Origin of the sequence: Pelomonas sp. Root405, assembly GCF_001425165.1 — a bacterium.
Lineage (GTDB): Bacteria > Pseudomonadota > Gammaproteobacteria > Burkholderiales > Burkholderiaceae_C > Pelomonas.
Genome location: NZ_LMDU01000012.1, coordinates 412,153 through 431,789, shown reverse-complemented (window position 1 = coordinate 431,789; position 19,637 = coordinate 412,153). Strand labels below are relative to the sequence as shown.

Here is a 19,637-nt window from a genome sequence, read left to right as displayed (position 1 = left end):
CCTTACTTCACCGCCTCGACGGTGAGAAGGCCGGAGCCGTCGACGCGCACCGGGGCCGATTCGCCGTTCAACCCGGCGGCCGACAGGCCGCTCAGGTTGATGTTGAGCACCTGGCCGGCTGCCGGTGGCAGGGCACGCAGGGCGACGACGCGTTCGCCGCGTGGCGGCAGCTCGACGGGATAGCGCCCCGGCGACGCGCCGGCCATCGGCTGGGCGGGTGTCAGGCGACTGGCGTCGTATTCGATCTCGCCCTTGACCTGCAGGCCGCTGTCGTTCTTCAGCGCGACGGACACCGTGCCGCCCGCGGGCACCTGCGGCGTCACGTCGAGCTTGAGCACGGCTTCGGTCGGCGCAGCGGGTTGCGGCTGCACAGTCGCGGCTTGCGCAGCCGGTGTGGTGGACACCGTACCGGCATTGCCACTGGGCGCCACGCCCACCCGGGCCTCGCGCCTGAGCAGGCTGCTGTAAGCCCCCGGGCTGCCGTCGGTGCCACTGGCCAAGCGCGTCAGCGACGCATCCGGCACGGCCAGGTTGCGCACCACCCGCGGCGTGATCAGCAGCACCACCTCGGTCTTGGCGCGCGTGTCGGTCGTCGTGCCGAACAGCCGGCCCAGCACCGGGATGCGCGACAGGCCGGGCACGCCGGCGGCGCTCTTGCGGTCCTCGTCGTTGATGAGGCCGGCCAGCACCTGCGTCTCGCCATCGGCCAGGCGCAGCACGGTGGAGGTGTTGCGCGTGCCGATCTCGTAGGCCGTCGTGCCGCCCGGGCCGGTGACCTGGCGGATGAGGTTGCTGACCTCCAGGCCGATCTTGATGACGACGTCGTTGTCGAGCTGGATGGTGGGTTCCACGTCCAGCTTCAGGCCGATGTCGAGGTAGCTGACCGAGGCCGCCACCGAGGTCGAGCCGGTGAAGTTGGTCGTCGTCGTGAACACCGGCAGCTTCTGGCCGATGTGGACCTTGGCCTTGTCACGGTTGCGCACGCGGATCTTGGGGTTGGCCAGGATGTTGGAGTTGCCGTTGGTGCCCCGCAGCGTCGCCACGACGGTGGGGTTGGCGATGCTGGCGCGGAAGTTGACCGGGTTGTCGCCGCCGATGAAGACCCGGCTGGGGATGTTGCCCGCCGCATCGCTGATGCCGACCTGCAGCTCCTCAGGCCACTTCAAGCCCAGCGTGTCGACCTGGTCTGTGGCCAGCTCCATCACCTCCACCTCCAGCATCACTTCGGGCTCGGGCAGGTCGACCGAGGCGATCAGCCGCTCCACCAGGCGCAGCACCTCGGGCGTGTCGCGCACGACCAGCAGGTTCAGGCGCTCGTCGATGTGGATATCGCGCACCTTGGCGATGGTGCGCACCATCGCCTGCACCTGCTTGACGTCGGCATTGGTCAGGTAGAGGGTGCGCGTGACCAGCTCCTGGTGCTCGCGCTGCTTGGCGGCCGTGTTCGGGAAGATCAGCACCGAGGTGTCGTTGAGCAGCTTGCGGTCCAACTGCTGGGTGCCGAGGATGACGCGCATGGCTTCGTCAAGCGTCACGGCGCGCAGGAAGACCGTCACTCGCGCATCGGCGCGCACGTCCTTGTCGAAGACGAAATTGATGCCGCTGGAACGCGCCAGCGCCTCGAAGACCTGGCGCAGCGGCGCCTCGCGGAACTCCAGCGTGACCGGCTTCTGGAAGGCCGGGCCCAACTCGCCGACGGCCGACTCCAGCGGCCGCGCCTGCGCGACCTGGCTGGCCAGCAGCCGTGCACCGGGATGCTGGGGCGACTCGGCCAGGATCTCGCGCGTGACGGCGTCGGCGCGTTCGATACGGCCCTCCTTCAGCGCCGCGCGGCCGGTGATCAGCTGGGCCGCCTGGCGGCGGCTGCGCTCGACCTCGGCCGTCAGCGCGGCCAGGCGCGGGTGCTTGGCGTCGGTCAGCGCCAGCTGGCTGAGCAGCGCGGCCGCCTCGTCCCAGCGCCCGGCGCCGCGCAGTGCCTCGATCTGCAGCACGAGTCGCGCCGAGGTCTGCTCGCGGGCGCGGACATGGGCGGCGCGCAGCTGCGGATCGGTCGGCTCCTTGGCGAGGGCGTCATCCAGCACGCGCAGCGCCGCCGGCCACTGGTTGCTGCGGCCGAGGTCTTCGGCCTGGCGCAGCGCCGGGTTGGCGCAGGCCGCAAGCAGCACCACGCTGAAAAGAAGGACGAGCTGCTTCATGGGATGGGCCTGAATGCGATGTTCTGGGGAAGCTGCCCGGGCAGCCAGGTCAGGCGCACGCCGCTGTCGGAAACCTGCTCGACACGCCACTGGCCGTCGATGACGTCGCCACGCTTTGCGCTGAGCGCCTTGTTCGGGCCGGTCAGCAGCGCGACTTCGACCGCCTTGGCGCCCTCGCCTTCGACGACGCGGCCGATCATCTGGTACGGCGGCGGTGGCGCCACGGGTGGCGGGGGTGGTGCAGCGGCGACCGGCGGCGGTGCGGGCGGCGCGGGTGGCGGCGGTGGCGGCTGCCAGGCGGCAAGCTGGTCGGCCGGCGCCTCGGCCCAGGGCTGGCGGTCGGCAGACGCCGGCAACGGGGCGGCGGCAGTGGCGGCTGAAGCCGCGACGCCTGACCGACGCGTCGGCGCGGCGACGGGGGCGACCTCCTCGTCGGGCCGTGTGGCCAGCCAGGCGGTCGCCGTCAGCGTGGCCACCAGCGCGCCGCCCAGCACGAGCTGTCGTCGCTGCGTCATGAGCCCGCCTTGCCATGCAGCGACCACTGCAGCTCGGCATCGACGTCTGTCGCCATGGGGCTGACGCGACGCAGCTTGAGGGCGTCCAGGCTCAGCGCAGGGTCATGAGCCAGCGCCGCGCTGATGAAGCGGCGCACCTGGGCGTAGCTGCCCGTGACCGGCATGGTCACGCGCAGCCGCTCCAGGCCTTCGCTTGTCGCCAGCCGATGCTCGGTGCGCGCACCGCTGACGTCCAGGCGGATGCTCAGCTCCAGCAGGTCGGCCAGGCGCTGCTGGCGGCTGCCTGCTGGCGGCAGCGTGGCCTGCCACTGCTGCACGCTGACCGGCACGGCCGCCACGACGGCGGCCGGCCGCGCCTTGGCGCGCAGCTCACGCGCCTCGGCCTGCAGTGCGGCGGCCCGCTCGTCCCAGCGCTGGCCGAGCACGACCGCGGCCACGGCCAGCAACAAGGCGGCGATGCCGACGAGGCCGGGCCAGCCCAGCAACCTGGCGACGCGATCAAGGCGCTGCTTCAAGAGCCGCCTCCTGTCGCCACGCGGGCGTTGATCTCGAAGCGCTGGCCGACGAGGCCCGTCTCGGCGGCCGAGAAGCGCGACAGCACGACCTGACCCCAGCCCGGCGTCATGCCCAGCTGCTCGGCCAGTTGCAGGGCCAGCAGCTTGTCGGGCGTCAGGCCTTCCAGCCGCACTTCACCGCGGCCGGCGCTGGCGTCCAGGCCCAGCCAGGCGATGGTCTTGGCGTCGGCGCCCGCCGTCTCGATGCGCGTCAGCAGCGGCTCCCAGGGCATGGCCAGCAGCGCCCGCGCTTCGCTGGCCGAGCGGTTCTCGACCGGTGCGGCCGCGCGGCGCGCCTGCGGCTTGAGCGCCGTGGGGCGCAGCTGCGCGACCCGGTCGCGCGCGGCCTGGGCGGCGTCCAGCAGACGGTAGCTGTCCACCGCGCTCCAGGCGGCGGTGGCCAGCACCAGCGCGCCCGTGGCGGCCAGCGGCCAGGCCAGCGGCGAGCGCGCACTGCGGGGCAGGAAGTCGGGCTGTGGCGTGGCCGGACCGGCCTGCGGCACGAGTTCGTCGGCGGGCGTGCCGACGGCGAGCGGTGTCTCGGCGCCCAGGTCGGCGAGGCTTTGCACGCGGCGCGACTGCAGGGCGGTGACGCGGCCTCGGTCGAGCTGGATGACGACGGCGACGTCTTCCTCGTGCCAGACCGCGCGGCCCGAGCCCGCGCGTGCCGCGACGGGCAGCGAGGCCAGCCAGACGGCCCAGGCCGGGCGCACGGCGACGAGACGCACGCGAGCGGCATCGGCCTGCGCCCGCAGCGCCGCGAGCTCCAGCCCGTGCAGCGCCGACGCACCGGCCGCATCACCCAGCCGCCATGGCGCGAGCGCGAAGCGTTGCGCCGCCGCGCCGAAGTAGTGGGCGAACTGCTGCTGCGCATAGGCCTGCACGGCATCCAGGTCGGCCAGCGGCAGGCCGGGCTCGATCATCAGCTCGTGCAGGGCCTTGGCGCTCACCACCAGTTCGACCGCCGTGCCGGGCATGTCGCGGCACCAAGTGGCGAACTCGTCACCACCGGGCGTGACGAACAGGCGCCGCGGCTTGGCCAGCCGCGCGCTCAACTGCTGGCGCAAGCGCTCATTCATCGAGGGTGACACGTTCCAGCTCCTCGAAGGTGGTGTCGCCACGGCAGACGGCCGCAAGGGCCATGTCTCGCAAGGACTTCATGCCGCGGGCTTTCGCGGCGGCCTTGATCTCGGACATCGGCGCACGCGCGGCGATCAGGTCGCGCAGGCCGTCGTCGAGCTTGAGCAGCTCGGCCACCGCGCGGCGGCCCTTGTAGCCGGTGCCACGGCAATGTCCGCAGCCCTCGCCCTTCAGAAAATTGCCGTTGATCACGCCGTGACGGGTGAGTGTGGCGGCATCGGGCGCGAAAGGCTGGGCGCAGTGCTTGCACGTCAACCGGACCAGGCGCTGGGCCAGCACCGCGTTCAGCGCCGAGACAACGTTGTAGAGGTCCAGGCCCATGTGCATGAAGCGGCCGATGACGTCGAAGGCGTTGTTCGCATGCACGGTGCTGAAGACCAGGTGGCCGGTCAGCGCGGCCTGCACGGCGATCTGCGCGGTCTCGGCGTCGCGGATTTCGCCGACCATGACGCGGTCCGGGTCGTGGCGCAGGATGGAGCGCAGGCCGCGCGAGAAGGTCAGGCCCTTCTTCTCGTTGACGGGGATCTGCACGACGCCGCTGAGCTGGTACTCGACCGGGTCTTCGATCGTGATGATCTTGTCGGCGCCGGTGTGGATCTCGGCCAGCGTCGCATACAGCGTCGTCGTCTTGCCGGAACCGGTCGGGCCGGTGACCAGCAGCATGCCGTGGGGCTGGCGCGCCTGGTGGCGGATGGCGGCCCGCTCCTCGTCGCCGAAGCCCAGTGAGTCCAGCGTCAGCGAGCCGGCGCGCGCGATGGCCGCACGGTCGAGGATGCGGATGACGGCGTCTTCGCCGAACACGCTGGGCATCACGCTCAAGCGGAAGTCGATCTCGCGGCCCTGCACGCGCAGCTTGAAGCGACCGTCCTGCGGCAGGCGGCGCTCGCCGATGTCGAGTTCGGCCATGACCTTCAAGCGCGACACCAGTTGCTCGGCCACCTGCGGGCTCTCGACCTGGCGCACCACGGCCATCACGCCGTCGACGCGGAAGCGGATCGCCGCGCCGCGGGCGGTGCATTCGATGTGGATGTCCGACGCGGTGTCCTGCAGCGCGTCGTAGATGGTCGCGTTGAGCAGGCGCACGACCGGGCTGGCCTGCTCGCTCAGCGCCAGCGCCGACAGCTCCTCGGTGTGGTCCTCGACGGCGGTCAGCGCATCTTCAACGTCGGACAGCGCGCGGAAGTCGGCCTCTCCCGCGCCGAGGAAATGGGTCACGGCTTCGGTCGACGCACGCTGCCAGCCGACCGGCGCGTTCAGGCGCGACTCGACGCTCTGCAGCAGCATCGCGTCCTCGTCGCGCTCGGCGAGCAGCACGCGCTTGTTGCCCGCGCCAATCGCCAGCACAGCACGCCAGCGCTGGGCCTGGGCCTGCGGCCATTGCTCGAAGTCGAGATGCCAGGGGCCCTGCTCGGCCGGCAGCCAGTCGGCAAGCGTCGTGCTCATTGCACCTGCTCCACCAGCTGGAAGATCGGCAAATACATCAACACGATGATCCCGCCGATCAGCACGCCCATGATCAGCATCAGCGCCGGGTTGACGAGGCGCGACAGCAGATCGGTCAGCCGCGCGGCCTCCTCATCGTGGAAAGCCGCCGCGCGCTCCAGCATGGCCGCCACCTCGCCGCTGCGCTCGCCGACGCGCAGCATGCGGCGCGCAACCGGCGTGGCCAGGTCCTGTGAATCGAAGGCCGCGGACAGGCGCTCGCCGCGCTCGATCTGTGCGGCCGCGGCCTGCACGGCAGCGCGCCAGGGCGCTGCCACCACATCGACAACGATCCGCAGCGCGGCCAGCGCCGGCACGCCCGACGCCAGCAGCATGGCCAGCGACCGATACAGCCGCGCCAGCGCCAGCACGCGCAGCCGCGGGCCGAGGCCGGGCAGCGTCCACAGCGCAGCCTGCGCACGCTGGCGCACGGCCGGTTGGCGCAGCAGCGTGAAGATCGCGAACCCGACCGCCGCGATCCCGCTGATCACCAAGCCCGGATGCGCGCCGGCGGTCTGGCCGAACTCGATCAGCACGCGAGAGGCCCAGGGCAGGTCGGCGCTGGTCGCCTCCAGGATGCCGGCGAAGCGCGGCAGCACATACAGCAGCAGGAAGAGGATGACGGCGCCGCCCACGCCCAGCAGCATCAACGGATAGACCAGCGCCGCGACGAGACGCGAGCGCAGCGCATCGACCCAGCCGAGATAGCGCGCATGCTGGGCCAGCGCCGTGGACAACTGGCCGGTGCGCTCGTTGGCCGCGACGATGGCGCAGATCAGCTCGTCGAAGGCCTGCGGCTGCTGGCGGAGCGCGACGGACAGCGGCTGGCCCTGCTCGATCTGGCCGATGACGGCGTCCAATGCCGCGCGCACACCGGGCTGGCCTTCCTTCTCGCGCAGCGTGTTCAGCGCCTCCAACAGCGCGATGCCGGCGTCCAGCAGCACGGCCAGCTCCTGGCTGAAGAGCTGCAGCGGGGATTTGCTGTTGCGGCGCCAGGGCTTGCTGTCGCCCGCCACGGTGACCTCGCGCACCTCCAGCACATGCTGGGGCGGCACGCCAAGCACCGCGGCGACGGCCGTGCGGTCGGGCGCTTCGACCCGTTCGGTGCTGACGGTGCCCGCGCGCAACACGCGGGTCTGGAATTGGGCCACGGCCAGGGTCACCAGCTCGTGAGGTCGGCGTCTTCGCCCTCGCCGCCCGGGCGGCCGTCCTTGCCGAGGCTCAGCAAGTCATATTCGCCATGCTCGCCGGGGCTGCGGTACTGGTAGTCATTGCCCCAGGGGTCCTTGGGCACGGCCTTGCTCAGGTAGGGCCCGGCCCACTTGGGTTCGTCGGCCGGCTTGGTCACCAGCACGGCCAGGCCCTGCTCGGTGCCGGGGTAGCGGCCAACATCGAGGCGGTACTGGTCCAGCGATTTGGTCAGCGCGTCGATCTGCGCGCGGGTCGCCTTGACCTCGCTCTTGCCGATCTGGCCGAAGAACTTCGGGCCGACGTAACCGGCCAGCAGGCCGATGATGACCATGACGACGAGCAGTTCAAGCAGCGTGAAACCGCGGCTGGCGGGAGAAGGACGGCACATGGTCTGGCAGGGTACAGCGGGAGGGCGACTGTTCAACGACGGGCGGCGCCGGGCAATCGGGATTTGACCGACCCGCATTCTCAGGGGGCCGTCACGGCGACTGGGCCAGCGTACAGGTACTCGCCACGTTGTCCGGACAGGGCCCTTGCCAACGGATGCGCGTGGCCGCGGCCGGCGGCAACGGCGCACGGCCATCGAGCGGCTGGCCGCGCACGCCGGTGAAGCTGGCCAGCGTCGTCCATGTCGATCCCTGCAGGTATTGCAGGCTGTAGGGGGCGCCAGGTCGCAAGGCCCTCGTCTTGATCTGGTATTCGCCCGCCACGATGGCAAAGCTCGGGCTGTCGCGGAAGGGCTGCGCCAGGGGCTCACCGACGAACAGGCCCTGGCCGGGCCACTGCACGGACTTCCAGTAGGCCTCGATGGCGGTCGCGCCGCGCCAGTACTGGTCGATGAGTACCGAAGCACGCGAGAACTTCTGCTGCAGGTTGCAGGGCTCTTCGACGGTGCCATAGCTGGCCGTCGCGCCCGCGTCCAGCCAGGCGGTGATGGGCATCTGGCCGGCGCCATTCGGTAGCAGGCCGCCGCTGGAAGTCAGCGTGTCGGCCAGGGCGCCCGGGCGGAACTGGATCGTCGATAAGTGGTCGACGCTGCTCAGGCCGGTCAGGTAAAAGAGCACGCCGCTTTTGCCAGACAGAGAGTTGGCGCTGGCCGGGCCGGCGCTGTTGTCGACATAGTTCAGCGTCAACGCGCTGCCCCATGCCGCCGGCAGGCCGTTGAAGTTTTCCCAGCGCACGGCACGGTTGGCATCCGTCGTGCGTACCAGCCAACCGTCTCCGGATGGGTAGGTGGCATCCGCCGCCACACCGCGGCTGATCAGTGCCTGTGCCGCCACCAGCGTGCGAGCGCCCAACAGCATGGCGGGCCGCACCTGCGCGTCGGCCTGCGGTCGTCGGACTTCGCTGTCGTACAGCGGCGACGCCGTCGTCGTCGCGCAGGCGTTGGTGGTCGGGTTGACGTTGCAGTAGCGTTCGTCGTAGCCGAAGGCCATCGCGCTGGTGATGCCCATGTTGCAGTTGCCGACCACTCGGCTGGGGGCGGCCCAGGTCAGCAGCGTGGCCTGGGTGCCGGCCGGCAATTTTGAGTCGATGTCGGTTTTCAGCAACGCAAAATCGGCCGCTGAGATAGCCTCGTTGGCCGTATTGACCCGAACGCGAACCAGGTTAGCCGCCGGCACGCCACGCGCGGCCAGGTAGGCCGCGCCGACCGCTTCGCTGAGCGGATCGCCCTCGGCAACGACAACGGCGAGATCGGTCGGCGACAGGCCGGTCGACGGCAGGCTCAGGGTGAGCGTCTGCCCTATGCCACCGCTCCCGCCGCCGTCCCCACCGGGGCTGCCGCCACCGCCCCCGCCGCAGGCGCTCAGCAGGGCCAACAACAGCAGCGATAGTCGTCCGGTGAGGCAGCGCATGGGGTGATTCTGACCGCCTCCGCGAACCGGTCGGATGCACAAAAATGGGGCGGAACGCACCTTTCGTGGACCGCGAACCCGGACTTACCCCAGTGACATGCACCGCGGCGGGGCAATACATTCTCGGCACTCGACGCGGTTCCGGGCTCCGGTCCAGGACCGCCGGGCGGGTTGTGAGGAGACAAGACAAGCGGCAAGCGCACAAGGTTGCTTCGTAACCCCGAAGACAATCACACCGGCCACCAAGGCACCCCTTGGTGGCCGTTTTCTTTGGGCCCCTCGCCCGGCTTGCCGCGCTGGACGCGGGCAAGGCCAGTCGGCCCCCCGAGGGGGCGGCGATGCTCGCGGGGCGTGCCCCACTCGCACATCGCCAGACGGCCCGGCTTGGGAGCGGCCCGGCGCTCGGCCCGCGCAAGACACTACGTCCGCGCTTTTCCGTTTTCAAAGACATGCTTGACCTCGTTACCGTTGCCCTCGCCTCCCTGCTTGCAGGCTTTATCGATGCCGTGGCGGGTGGCGGCGGGCTGGTGCTGGTGCCGGCCTTGTTCAGCACCTTCCCTAGCGCCTCGCCGGCCACGCTGATGGGCACGAACAAGGGCGCGGCGATCTGGGGCACGGGTTGGGCGACGCTGCAATACGTCAAACGCGTCAACCTGCCCTGGAAGCGCCTGATGCCAGCGGCAGCGATGGCGGGGCTGGGGAGTTTTGCAGGGGCCTGGGTGCTGACCGTCGTCAGTGCCGACGGCTTGCGCAAGGCGCTGCCGCTGGTGCTGGCGGCCGTGCTGATCTACACGCTGGCCAAGAAGGACCTGGGCCGTGAGCACAAGCCGCGCTTTGCAGGACGGGCCGAGGCGTGGGTGGCTGGCGGCATCGCGCTGGCGGTGGGCTTTTACGACGGTTTTTTCGGCCCCGGCACGGGGAGCTTTTTCGTCTTCCTGTTCGTGCGGTTGCTGGGTTACGACTTCCTGCACGCATCCGCCACCGCCAAACTGATGAACCTGCTGACGAATGCGTTCGCGATCACGCTTTTCGTCAGCAAGGGGCATATCTGGTGGCATGTCGCGGCTGTCATGGCGGTGACCAATGTGGCCGGCAGCCTGCTGGGCACGCGCCTCGCGCTCAAGCACGGTGCCGGTTTCGTGCGCGGCGCTTTCGTCATCGTCGTCAGCGCCCTCATCCTCAAAACAGCCTGGGATGCCTTCTTCCGCTGAACTACGATCACGCACCCACCAGAGACAACATCACCATGCCCGTCGATCCTCAACTGCGCAATCTGGACATCGAGATCCCGACCCAGCCCGAGGTCCTGGTCAAGCTCTCGCTGCTGATGGCAGCCGAGGACATTGACCTGCAGGCCATGTCCTCCCTGGTCGAGACCGACATGGCCCTGGCGGCCGCCGTCATGAAGGCGGTCAACTCCTCGCTCTACGGCCTGCGAGGCCGCGTCCAGACCGTGCACCAGGCGCTGACCTACCTGGGCATGCGCGAAGTCGCCGCCATCACCTTCGAGATGGGCCTGCGCGCCGCCTTCCCCGCTGCGGCCGAGCTGGAATCGGTGTGGTCGCGCGCCTCGCAGCGCGGCCTGCTGATGGGCCGCATGGGTCAGATGCTCGGCGTGGACCCGTGGGCTGCCCACTCGGCCGGCCTGTTCGAGGAATGCGGCAAGGCGGTGCTCTACCGCCATGCGCCCACCCACTACCCGGCCATGCTGCGCGCCGCGACGCGCGATGCCGAACTCGTCGAACTCGAGCGCACCGCCTTCGGCGTCAGCCATGACGCGCTCGGCGCAGCGCTTTGCGAGAGCTGGGGCCTCGCGCCGGCCGCTGTGGCCAGCGTGCGCCATCACGTCGAGATCCAGACGACGCTGACGATGCCCGAGAGCCTGGCGCGCCGCAGCGTCGCCGCGATTTCGACCGTCGCCTGGGCGCTCTTGACACTCCCAGAGCAGCTTGACGAAATCGCCAGCCAGATCGCGCCGCAGGCGCAGCTGGATGAGACGCTGGTGCTGCGCGCCGCGCGCCGCGTCAACGAACAGCTCCTGGCTGCCCAGGAACACGGTCGCTGAATTTCAGGCCGCCAGGCTGAGGCGGTCTCTTCCGGCGTGCTTGGCGATGTAGAGCGCCTCGTCGGCAGCCTGCAGCAAGGCCTGCGCACTCAAATACGGATGCGCCGGACTGGCCGCCGCCAAGCCGACGCTCAACGTCAAGCTGCCTTGGCCGTCGGGCAGGCGCAAGGCGCGCAGTTCGTCGCGCAGTGACTCCAGCACGCCCTGGGCCTCGGCCATGCCGAAGCCGGGCAGCAGCGCGACGAACTCCTCGCCACCCAGGCGGGCGACGACATCGGTGTCGCGCTTGAAGCGCTCGCTCAGCAGCACCGCGACGCGCTGCAGGGCCGCATCGCCGACGGCCATGCCGTGGACGAGGTTGAACTGCTTGAACTGGTCCAGGTCCAGCACGGCCACGGCAAGCAGGCCGCGCTGGCGCTGGGCGCGCTTGAACTCCCGGCGCAGCGCCTCGTCGAAGGCGCGCTGATTGGCGATGCCGGTCAGCGCATCGGTGCGCGCCAAGCTGGCCAGTTCACGCTGGTTGGCCTGCAGCGCGGCATGCGCCTCCTCCAGCAGATGGCGCTGCTGGGCCAGCTCGCGCCGCAGTTCGCGCGCGTCCTGGTCCTGCTGCCACAGCGAGCCGCGGGCGCGCTGCATCGCATGACCGATGCGGTCCAGCTCGGCAGCAAGGCCGGACCTTGGCCCCACCGCTTCGGGCGTCAAGGGCACCGGGGCAGATTCCATCGCCTCGCAGCCGGCCGCGAGCTGGCGCAGCGGCCTGAGCAGCAGCGATTCGATGAGGACCAACTGGGCGGCACTGATCAGCAACACCTGCCACGCCGTGCGCGCCAAGCCCTCGCGCAGCGGCTCATAGCCGCTGGCGCTCCATTCGAAAACCGCGACGATGACGGTGGTCAGTAGCGGCACCGCCAAGCTCAGCCGCAGCCGCAGCGACCCCAGCCGCCGTGGGCTGACACGGTCCAGGGGTTCGGCGAGGGAATCGGTGCTCATGGGTCGGCGCTGACTGTGCACAAATTGTCACGGCCGCGCCGAGTGCCTTCGCTCGGGGTTTGTCTGGGCGTTCCCAGTGCCGAGAAGCTGGCGCAGCCTCCAGGAGCTCAGTACGGCACCTGGTCGGACGGGTACTTCCAGAAATCCTTGAGCAGGTAGTTCATCGGCAGGTTCAGCGCCGTGTTCTTGGGCGGAATCGGCTTCATGAACCAGCGCTCGTAGATGGCATGGGTCTCGCGGCTGGCGATGAGGCGTTTCATCTCCTCGTCGACGATGGCCTTGAGTTCGGCATCGCCCTTGGGCAGCACGATGGACAACGGCTCGATGGTCAGGAACTTGCCGACGACACGGAACTTGGCCGCGTCGGGGCGGCCGGCGACGATGCCATAGAGCAGCACGTCATCCATGACGAAGCCGTCGGCCTGGCCGGAAGCGAGCATCTCCATCGCCTTGGCATGGTCGGGCGCCTCGACGACGTTGATGCGCAGGGCGCGCTCGGTGTTGGCCTGGGTGATGGACTTCAGCGGCGTCGTGCCCTTGGTTGACACCAGGGTCTTGCCCTCGAACTGCGCCAGCTCGGCAATGCCGCTGTCGGTCCTGACCAGGTAGCGCGCGCCGGTGATGTAGTGCGGCACCGTGAAGGCGACCTTTTCACGTCGCTCGGCATTGTTGGTGGTGGAGCCGCACTCCAGGTCGGCCTTGCCGTCGGCCACCATCTGGATGCGGTTGGCCGGCGTGACCAGCAGGAACTGCGGGTTCAGCGTGGCCATCTTCAGCTTCTTGCGCAGGCCTTCCGCGATCTTGAGGCAAAGGTCCACCGCATACCCGACAGGTCGGCCGTCGGGCAGCAGATAGCTGAAGGGGACGGAAGATTCCCGGTGGGCGAGCACGATGCGGCCACTGGCCTGGATGCGGTCAAGCGCAGGCCCGGCATGGGCGGTGGTGACAAGACCCAGGGCAAGAAGGAGTGGCGGCAGGGTTTTCATGGCGGTTCATTGTGGGCCAGCGGCCCAGGCGTCTGCAGCGTAGCGCGATCATGTGTCGCCCAGGGGTGCACACCGTCGCTGCATGCCACGGGCGCCGCCGAGCCGGTGTATTCAGCCGGCGGCCAGCATGGCGGCGCTGTCGGCCGCGACCGTGCGGTTGCGGCCCGCGCGCTTGGCGTCGTAGACGGCGCGGTCGGCCGCCGACAGCAGGTCGGCAAAGCTCGTCGCTTCAGCCGGCAGCATGGCCAGGCCGACCGACAGGGTCGCGTTGATGGTGCCGCCCTCGGGCGTCACGAAGGGCGCGTCCTGCACCATCAGCCGAATGCGCTCGGCCACCTCGCAGGCGCCCACCATGTCGGTGCGCGGCAGCAGCACGACGAATTCCTCGCCCCCATAGCGCGCGGCCAGGTCGCCGGTGCGCAGCGAGCGCAGGATCAGCCCGCCGACCTGGCGCAGCACCTCGTCGCCGGTAGGGTGGCCGTGGCGGTCATTGATGGCCTTGAAGTGGTCGATGTCCAGGAACAGGCAGGCCAGCGGGTAGCGGTGCCGCACCGCCTGACTGAACTCGATAAGGCTGCGGTGGTCGAAATAGCGGCGGTTATGCACGCCGGTCAAGCCATCGGTCATGCCGGCGCGGCGCAGGCGCTCGCGGTTGAGCATGCTCTCGATGGCGATGGCCGCGATGGCCGACAGCCGGTCCAGAAACTTCGTGCCCGATGCCGTGTCATAGCGCTCGGGGTCCCGCGAGCCCAGGTGCAGACTGCCGATCAACAGACCCTGGCGGATCAGCGGCAACAGCGCGGCCGAACGCACACCGGCCTCCGCGCTGAAGGCCCTGGCCAGCAGGCTTTCGTCCGGCCCGGGGCCGATAAGGCGCGTGGTGCGTGCGGCGCCGAACAGGTCCTTCAGCGGGCCGTGGCTGTCCAGCAGCTTGGGCGCCTTGACCATCGGCAGCGCCGGCAGCGCGCGGCGCAGCTCTTCCTCAGGGTCGAGCAGCCACAGCTCGGCGGCATCCAGGCCGAAGTCGTCGCGGCAGTCGACCAGCAGCAGGTTGACCAGCTCCTCCATCGACGTCACGGCCATCAGGCGGCGCTCCAGCGCGTCGAAGCGGTCCAGCTTGCGCTCGTTGGCCGTCGCGGCGTCGAGCAGGGACTGCAGCTGGCGCCGCAATTCCTGGACCTGGGCTTGAGGGTCGGGCGCGTTCATGACGGCGGGATTGTGAGGGCGGCGCGCTCGAAACTCCTGCGCAGGCCTGTCACCGGGTCGGTGAACGCAATCGCGCGGGCCACCAGCTGCAGCGGCGCATCGAAGCGCGGCGGGCTTTCATGCGGCTGCAGCACGGGGTAGATGCGGTCGCCAACGAGCGGCAGGCCGATGGCGCTCATCTGCGCACGCAGCTGATGCTTGATGCCGGTACGCGGGCGCAGCTCGTAGCGCGCGAAGCCGTCGGGCAAGGTGTCGACCAGGTCGACCCGCGTCTCGGCATTCGGCTCGCCATCCACCGCCTGCATCTGCATGAAGGCCTCGCCGTCGCGTTCGGCCAGACGGTGGCGCAGCAGGCGCGGCCACGGCCCTTGCCCGAGCGGCGCCATCGCCTCATAGACCTTGTCGACGGCACGATCCCTGAACAGGTTCTGGTAGGCGGCGCGTTCCTCGGGCCGGACGCTGAAGACGACGAGCCCCGCGGTCTCGCGGTCCAGCCGGTGGATGGGGCTGAGGTGAGGCAGGCCGGTCGTGCGGCGCAGCCGCGTCAGCAGCGTCTGCTGCACATAGGCGCCGCCGGGCGTGACGGGAAGGAAGTGCGGCTTGTCCGCCACCAGCAGGTGCTCGTCCTCGAAGACGATGCGCTCCGCGAACGGAATCACGGGCTCGGCGTCCAGCTGGCGCCAGTAGAACGCCCTGCGGTTGGGCTGGTAGGGCGCGTCGACCAGCGGCCGACCGGTCTCGTCGACGACGTCGCCGCGGGCGATGCGGCCCGGCCAGTCGGCCACCAGCGGCAGGCGCTCGGCCAGGAAGACCGACAGCGTCGCCCAGGGCCCGGGCGCGCAGAAGACGGCACTGGCGCCCACGCCGTCGCGCAAGGGCAGCGCCGGCTTGCGCGCCCGGCTCACTCGACCCGCGCGCTGCCGCGGGCGCGCTCGTCCATGTAGGCGTTCAGGCGCTTCATGTCCTGCGGTTCGGCGCGGTCGGCCCGCCATTCACGCACCCAGGCCTCGCGGTTCGGATCGCGCGCCAGCGCGCGCACCGCGGCGTCGATGGCCTCGATGTGGCGCCGCCCCTCGGGCGTGCGGCTGCAGGACACCGTGGCCAGCAGCGTGCTCAGGCCCTCGGCCACCGGCAGCGCCACCAGCGCGCCCGGCTCACCCACACGGGCGAGGTAATCCTTGACGACGGCCGGGTACTCCAGCGTGTAGTCCATGCGGCCGGCACGCAGCATGTCCAGCAACTGCGTGCTGAGCTGCGCGCCGACGGACTGTCGCGGCACGGGCCGCTGGGCCAGCAGCTTGTCGATCTGCGCCCCGAAGGCCCGGTCACGGGCGAGCAGCGGGCGCAGGTCCGGGCGCTTCAGCAGCTCGGCCAGCAGCAGGCGCCCGTCCTGCGGACGCGCACCGTCGGATAACCTGGGCAGCAGGTCGCGGCGCACGATGACGTGAATCTCACGCGAGGCCAGCGGCGGGTAGAGATGGGAGAAGTACAGCCACTTCATGCGCTCGGGCGTACGCACATGCAGGGTCGAGCACAGCGTCTGACCGCGCAAGCTTTCGCGCTCGTAGCGCGCCGTGCTGGCCTCGATGAACTCGTGCCGATAGCCGGGCATGCGCGCCAGCAGCACGCGCATGAAGCCGTCCACCTCGCCACGGCCGAGCTCGGCAACGGACTGCGGCGCCCGGCCCTGAACGAAGCTGAAATGAGGCGGCACGTCCTGCGCCACCCAGCGAATGGTCTCGGCGTGCGCTGCGACAGCAGCCATCCAAGCCGCCAGCAACCAACCTGCGCGCATTCAGCGCCCCCGGTATTCGGGCCGAGCGCCGGGCCGCTCCCAAGCCGGCCCGGTGGGCGATGTGCGGGCGGGGCATTCCCCGCGCGCATCGCCGTCCCCTTGGGGGACCGGCTGGACTCGCCCGCGTTCAGCGGCGAGAGACCGGACGAGGGGCTTCACGTTCTAATCGCCCTCGACCCATTCCATGCGCGCACCCAGCTCGCCGATGTGCTCGACGAAATTCGGGTGGGCGCGGCGGATCGGCGTCGCGTTCTTGATCACGCTCTTGCCCGGGATGCTGGCCGCCACCATCAGCAGCGCGATGGCCACACGGATGATGTAGGGGCTGTCCACTTCGGCCGGACTCAACGGCTTGCCGCCGAAGGTGATCATGCGATGCGGGTCACTCAGGAAGGCATGCGCGCCAAACTTGGCCAGCTCGCTGGTCCAGCCCATCGCGCCGTCGTAGATCTTGTTCCAGAACATCACGCTGCCCTCGGCCTTGACGCCGAGCGCGACGAAGATGGGCAGCAGGTCCACCGGCACATACGGCCAGGGCGCGGCTTCCACCTTCTGCAGGATGTTGCGGGTGAACGGCTCCTTGACCTTCAGCGGGCCGTCGGTGACGCAGCGGCTCCAGCCGTCCTCGTGCACGATCTGCACGCCGAACTTGGCGAACGTACGGTCCAGCAGCGGGAACATCTCCGGCGCGCCGTTCTTGACCTGCACATTGCCACCGGTGATGGCGCCCAGCGCCAGGAAGGTGACGATCTCGTGGAAGTCTTCGGTGAAGGTGTAGTCGGCGCCGCCCAGCTCGTGCACGCCGGTGATCTTCAGCTTGGACGTGCCATGACCTTCGATCTTGGCGCCCAGCAGCGACATGAAGTTGCAGAACTCCTGCACATGCGGCTCGCTGGCGGCATTGGTCAGCGTGGAGACGCCGTCGGCCAGCGCCGCGCAGAGGACGAAGTTCTCGGTCGTCGTGACGGAGGCGTAATCGGTCCAGTGGTCGTTGGATCTCAGGGGCCGCTTGACATGCAGCACCAGGCCATCGGGCAGCCGCTCGACATCGGCGCCGAAGCGCTGGAACACCTCCACGTGCGGGTCGATCTCGCGCGCGCCCAGCGTGCAGCCCTTGACGTCGTCCTCGATGCGCGCCGCGCCGAAGCGTGCCATCAGGCCGGGCACCAGCATGATGGAAGAGCGCATCTCCTCGGGCAGGCGGTCGGTGGCCGGGTCGAAGTGGGTGTCGCGGTGGTGGACGTCGAGGATGCCGGTCTTGAAATCCAGCTCGACCATCGAGCCGAGCTTGCGGAAGACCTCGACGATCTTCTTCACGTCGGTGATCTCGGGCACGCCGCGCAGGCGCACGGGCTGCCTGGTCAGCAGCGTGGCGCACAGGATGGGCAGGACGGCGTTCTTGTTGGCCGAGGGGGTGATGCGGCCCGAGAGGGGCGTGCCGCCGTGGACGATCAGGTGGGACATCGAATGAGGGGTTTCGGTGCACGCAAGCGGCGCGCAGTGGCATTGTCGACGTTTGCGACACGGCACAGGCGCCAGGGCCCGGAAGCTTTGTTCCGCGATGTGGGAATCAATCTTCCGCAGTGCTCGGCGGCGGTCCGGTTCGACCGGCGCGGCCACGTCGCGTCCCACGGATCGCGTTGTTATGCTGGTGCGGCCCGTCCGGGCCATTTCAGAGCCCGGACCATAGGGAGGTGATCCGTGCGCCAGCCAACTGACGAGGACGATCCTTGCCCCATCCACCGCCGGGCTGGCGGTGGCGTTGCGTTGCTCGCGCTGCTGGCGCTGCCGGTCGCCCCAGTAGCGGCGCAGGATCTGAGCGAGCTGTCGCTGGAGCAGCTGTCCAACATCGAGATCAGCTCCTTGTCGCGGCGCCGCGAGAAGCTCGCGCAGGTGCCGGCTGCGCTGTATGTGATCAGCGCCGATGCGATACGCCGCGCCGGTGCGCGCACCCTTCCTGAGGCGCTGCAGCTGGCGCCGAACCTGCAAGTCGCGCGGGTCAATGCCACCCAGTACGCCATCAGCGCACGCGGGTTCAACAATGCCATCGGCAACAAGCTGCTGGTGCTGATCGACGGCCGAACGGTCTACGCGCCCTATTTCTCCGGCGTGCAGTGGGACCAGCAGGACGTGCTGCTGGACGACGTCGCCCGCATCGAGGTCATCAGCGGGCCAGGTGGCAGTGTCTGGGGCACGAACGCGGTCAATGGGGTGATCAACATCATCAGTCGGCCGGCGGCAGACGCCGGGCCGATGCTGCGCGTGGACGCGGGCACCGACGAGCGCGCCGCCGCGCTGCGCCACGGCGGCGCGCTTCCCCTGCAAGGCCACTGGCGCGCTTATGCCAAGCTGCAGCAGCACGACGCGAGCGAGACCGAAGCCGGCGCGGTCCTGAGGGACAAGTCGCGGCGCTGGCAGCTGGGCTGGCGCGCCGACTGGCTGAGCGGCGAGGACGGGCTGACCGTGCAGGGCGACGTCTACCGCGGGGACACGGCCGACCGCATGAGCGGCGCACAGAACCTGGGCGGCGTGCGCACGTCCGGCGAGAACCTGCTGGCGCGCTGGACCGGCCGGCTGAACGGCGGCTCGCGCCTGCGCGTGCAGGCCTACTACGACCATGTGCGGCGCGAGGACGCGATCCTGTACAGCCCGCGCTTCACGGTGGTGGACCTGGAGGCGCAGCACAGCCTGAGCTGGGGTGCGCACAACATCGACTGGGGCGGCGGCTGGCGGAGTTCGCGCGACCACATCGCGCCTGGGCTGCTGTTCGGCTTCGTGCCCGAGCGCGCGAGGCAGCAGTGGCAGAACCTGTTCGTTCAGGATGAGCTGCGCCTGGCAAACGGCTGGCGGCTGACGGCCGGCACGAAGTTCGAGCACAACGACTACACGGGCTGGGAGACGCTGCCTTCGCTGCGCCTGGCATGGTCGCCATCGGCGCGCTGGCGATGGTGGACCTCGCTGTCGCGGGCGGTGCGCGCGCCGGCCCGGCTGGACCGCGACCTGCGCCTGCCGTCGAAGCCGCCGTTCATCATTGCGGGCGGCCCCGGCTTCGTGTCGGAGGTGGCGCGCGTCATCGAGCTGGGCCACCGCGGCCAGCCGAGCGGCACGCTGAGCTACGCGCTGACGCTCTACCACCACGACTGGCGACGGTTGCGCAGCGGCCAGCCGCCGCCGAACGCCATGGTGCAGAACATGATCGCCGGCAACAGCTGGGGACTGGAAGCCTGGGGGCACTGGCAGCCGCTGCCCTGGCTGCGCTGGAGCGCCGGCTTTAACCGGTTGCAGCAAGACCTGGCCGCTCAGCCAGGCAGCACCGACCCGGTGGGGCCGTCCGCGCTGGGCAACGACCCGCCGCAGCAATGGCAGCTGCGCGCCGCGCTGCAGCCGGCGGACCGACATGAGCTGGACCTGACGCTGCGCCGCGTCGCCGCACTGCCACAGCCGGCCGTGCCCGGCTACACGGTGCTGGACGTCAACTATGGCTGGCGCGCCACCCCGCAGCTGGCGTTGACGCTGGGCGGCCGCAACTTGCTGCACGGCCGTCACGCCGAGGCCAATGCCGCGCCGGGCCGCAGCGTCTTCGGACCGGAGGCCTACGCGCAGCTGCGATGGACGCCGTGACGGCAGCACAGCGCCGGCCGCTGCTAAAACTCGGCAGGTTG

Annotated in this window: 17 protein-coding genes; 3 read left to right on the top strand and 14 right to left on the bottom strand. The window is 70.0% G+C overall.

Going from position 1 to position 19,637, the window contains the following annotated elements:
* Positions 1-2 precede the first annotated feature (2 nt).
* The 8 genes from ASC81_RS14840 to ASC81_RS14805 all read right to left on the bottom strand — a co-directional run bounded on the left by ASC81_RS14840 (position 3) and on the right by ASC81_RS14805 (position 8,933).
* The gene (locus ASC81_RS14840) at positions 3-2,195 is read right to left on the bottom strand and encodes a secretin N-terminal domain-containing protein (RefSeq protein WP_056268581.1); all 2,193 of its coding nucleotides are present in this window, start codon (positions 2,193-2,195) and stop codon (positions 3-5) included.
* Complete coding sequence (locus ASC81_RS14835) at positions 2,192-2,710, bottom strand: hypothetical protein (protein ID WP_056268578.1); 519 nt, start codon at positions 2,708-2,710, stop codon at positions 2,192-2,194. The genes ASC81_RS14840 and ASC81_RS14835 overlap by 4 nt, the downstream gene beginning before the upstream one ends.
* Positions 2,707-3,225 carry a hypothetical protein gene (locus tag ASC81_RS14830; protein WP_056268576.1) on the bottom strand — a complete coding sequence of 173 codons (519 nt, stop codon included), beginning with the start codon at positions 3,223-3,225 and terminating at the stop codon, positions 2,707-2,709. The genes ASC81_RS14835 and ASC81_RS14830 overlap by 4 nt, the downstream gene beginning before the upstream one ends.
* Positions 3,222-4,343 (bottom strand): hypothetical protein, encoded by a 1,122-nt coding sequence (locus ASC81_RS14825; protein ID WP_056268573.1) that lies wholly within the window; start codon positions 4,341-4,343, stop codon positions 3,222-3,224. The genes ASC81_RS14830 and ASC81_RS14825 overlap by 4 nt, the downstream gene beginning before the upstream one ends.
* A complete protein-coding gene (locus ASC81_RS14820) occupies positions 4,336-5,847 on the bottom strand; it encodes a GspE/PulE family protein (protein ID WP_056268571.1) in 1,512 nt (503 codons plus the stop codon). Before ASC81_RS14820 ends, ASC81_RS14825 begins: the two co-directional genes overlap by 8 nt.
* The gene (locus ASC81_RS14815; protein WP_056268568.1) at positions 5,844-7,049 is read right to left on the bottom strand and encodes a type II secretion system F family protein; all 1,206 of its coding nucleotides are present in this window, start codon (positions 7,047-7,049) and stop codon (positions 5,844-5,846) included. The genes ASC81_RS14820 and ASC81_RS14815 overlap by 4 nt, the downstream gene beginning before the upstream one ends.
* Positions 7,046-7,465: a type II secretion system major pseudopilin GspG gene (gene gspG, locus ASC81_RS14810; RefSeq protein ID WP_056268565.1), complete on the bottom strand. Its 420-nt coding sequence runs from the start codon at positions 7,463-7,465 to the stop codon at positions 7,046-7,048. Before gspG ends, ASC81_RS14815 begins: the two co-directional genes overlap by 4 nt.
* 91 nt (positions 7,466-7,556) lie before the next feature.
* Entirely contained in the window at positions 7,557-8,933 is a 1,377-nt protein-coding gene (locus tag ASC81_RS14805) for a TIGR03790 family protein (protein WP_056268564.1), read from the bottom strand.
* 449 nt (positions 8,934-9,382) lie between these two features.
* Here ASC81_RS14805 and ASC81_RS14800 point away from each other — a divergent pair, with 449 nt between their 5' ends.
* Together ASC81_RS14800 and ASC81_RS14795 are read left to right on the top strand one after the other, a co-directional pair.
* Positions 9,383-10,144, top strand: coding sequence for a TSUP family transporter (locus ASC81_RS14800; RefSeq protein ID WP_056268561.1), 762 nt, complete (start codon positions 9,383-9,385; stop codon positions 10,142-10,144).
* 35 nt (positions 10,145-10,179) lie between these two features.
* Positions 10,180-10,998: an HDOD domain-containing protein gene (locus ASC81_RS14795; protein ID WP_056268558.1), complete on the top strand. Its 819-nt coding sequence runs from the start codon at positions 10,180-10,182 to the stop codon at positions 10,996-10,998.
* Between the two features lie 3 nt (positions 10,999-11,001).
* Here ASC81_RS14795 and ASC81_RS14790 read toward each other — a convergent pair whose 3' ends face one another.
* The 6 genes from ASC81_RS14790 to ASC81_RS14765 form a co-directional block, all read right to left on the bottom strand.
* The gene (locus ASC81_RS14790; RefSeq protein WP_056268554.1) at positions 11,002-11,988 is read right to left on the bottom strand and encodes a GGDEF domain-containing protein; all 987 of its coding nucleotides are present in this window, start codon (positions 11,986-11,988) and stop codon (positions 11,002-11,004) included.
* A 107-nt stretch (positions 11,989-12,095) separates the two neighbouring features.
* Entirely contained in the window at positions 12,096-12,974 is an 879-nt protein-coding gene (locus ASC81_RS14785) for an amino acid ABC transporter substrate-binding protein (RefSeq protein ID WP_056268552.1), read from the bottom strand.
* A gap of 111 nt (positions 12,975-13,085) precedes the next feature.
* Positions 13,086-14,180, bottom strand: a complete 1,095-nt coding sequence (locus tag ASC81_RS14780; protein ID WP_056268548.1) for a diguanylate cyclase — start codon at positions 14,178-14,180, stop codon at positions 13,086-13,088.
* Entirely contained in the window at positions 14,177-15,085 is a 909-nt protein-coding gene (locus ASC81_RS14775; protein WP_056268545.1) for a pseudouridine synthase, read from the bottom strand. The genes ASC81_RS14780 and ASC81_RS14775 overlap by 4 nt, the downstream gene beginning before the upstream one ends.
* The gene (locus ASC81_RS14770; RefSeq protein ID WP_082536533.1) at positions 15,082-15,975 is read right to left on the bottom strand and encodes a TIGR02285 family protein; all 894 of its coding nucleotides are present in this window, start codon (positions 15,973-15,975) and stop codon (positions 15,082-15,084) included. Before ASC81_RS14770 ends, ASC81_RS14775 begins: the two co-directional genes overlap by 4 nt.
* A 162-nt stretch (positions 15,976-16,137) precedes the next feature.
* On the bottom strand, positions 16,138-17,439 hold the full coding sequence (locus ASC81_RS14765; protein WP_056268540.1) for a UDP-N-acetylglucosamine 1-carboxyvinyltransferase: 1,302 nt from the start codon (positions 17,437-17,439) through the stop codon (positions 16,138-16,140).
* A 237-nt stretch (positions 17,440-17,676) separates the two neighbouring features.
* On the opposite strand from ASC81_RS14765, the gene ASC81_RS14760 reads away from it, so the two are divergent.
* Positions 17,677-19,596 carry a TonB-dependent siderophore receptor gene (locus tag ASC81_RS14760; RefSeq protein ID WP_082536532.1) on the top strand — a complete coding sequence of 640 codons (1,920 nt, stop codon included), beginning with the start codon at positions 17,677-17,679 and terminating at the stop codon, positions 19,594-19,596.
* Positions 19,597-19,637 lie beyond the last annotated feature (41 nt).

Bases quoted from the DNA above. Each gene is read 5' to 3' on its own strand.
- ASC81_RS14800 (WP_056268561.1), top strand. From the start codon at position 9,383: ATGCTTGACCTCGTTACCGTTGCCCTCGCCTCCCTGCTTGCAGGCTTT.
- ASC81_RS14805 (WP_056268564.1), bottom strand. From the start codon at position 8,933: ATGCGCTGCCTCACCGGACGACTATCGCTGCTGTTGTTGGCCCTGCTG.
- ASC81_RS14785 (WP_056268552.1), bottom strand. From the start codon at position 12,974: ATGAAAACCCTGCCGCCACTCCTTCTTGCCCTGGGTCTTGTCACCACC.
- ASC81_RS14835 (WP_056268578.1), bottom strand. From the start codon at position 2,710: ATGACGCAGCGACGACAGCTCGTGCTGGGCGGCGCGCTGGTGGCCACG.
- ASC81_RS14795 (WP_056268558.1), top strand. From the start codon at position 10,180: ATGCCCGTCGATCCTCAACTGCGCAATCTGGACATCGAGATCCCGACC.
- ASC81_RS14840 (WP_056268581.1), bottom strand. From the start codon at position 2,195: ATGAAGCAGCTCGTCCTTCTTTTCAGCGTGGTGCTGCTTGCGGCCTGC.
- ASC81_RS14770 (WP_082536533.1), bottom strand. From the start codon at position 15,975: ATGCGCGCAGGTTGGTTGCTGGCGGCTTGGATGGCTGCTGTCGCAGCG.
- gspG (WP_056268565.1), bottom strand. From the start codon at position 7,465: ATGTGCCGTCCTTCTCCCGCCAGCCGCGGTTTCACGCTGCTTGAACTG.
- ASC81_RS14780 (WP_056268548.1), bottom strand. From the start codon at position 14,180: ATGAACGCGCCCGACCCTCAAGCCCAGGTCCAGGAATTGCGGCGCCAG.
- ASC81_RS14765 (WP_056268540.1), bottom strand. From the start codon at position 17,439: ATGTCCCACCTGATCGTCCACGGCGGCACGCCCCTCTCGGGCCGCATC.
- ASC81_RS14820 (WP_056268571.1), bottom strand. From the start codon at position 5,847: ATGAGCACGACGCTTGCCGACTGGCTGCCGGCCGAGCAGGGCCCCTGG.
- ASC81_RS14825 (WP_056268573.1), bottom strand. From the start codon at position 4,343: ATGAATGAGCGCTTGCGCCAGCAGTTGAGCGCGCGGCTGGCCAAGCCG.
- ASC81_RS14790 (WP_056268554.1), bottom strand. From the start codon at position 11,988: ATGAGCACCGATTCCCTCGCCGAACCCCTGGACCGTGTCAGCCCACGG.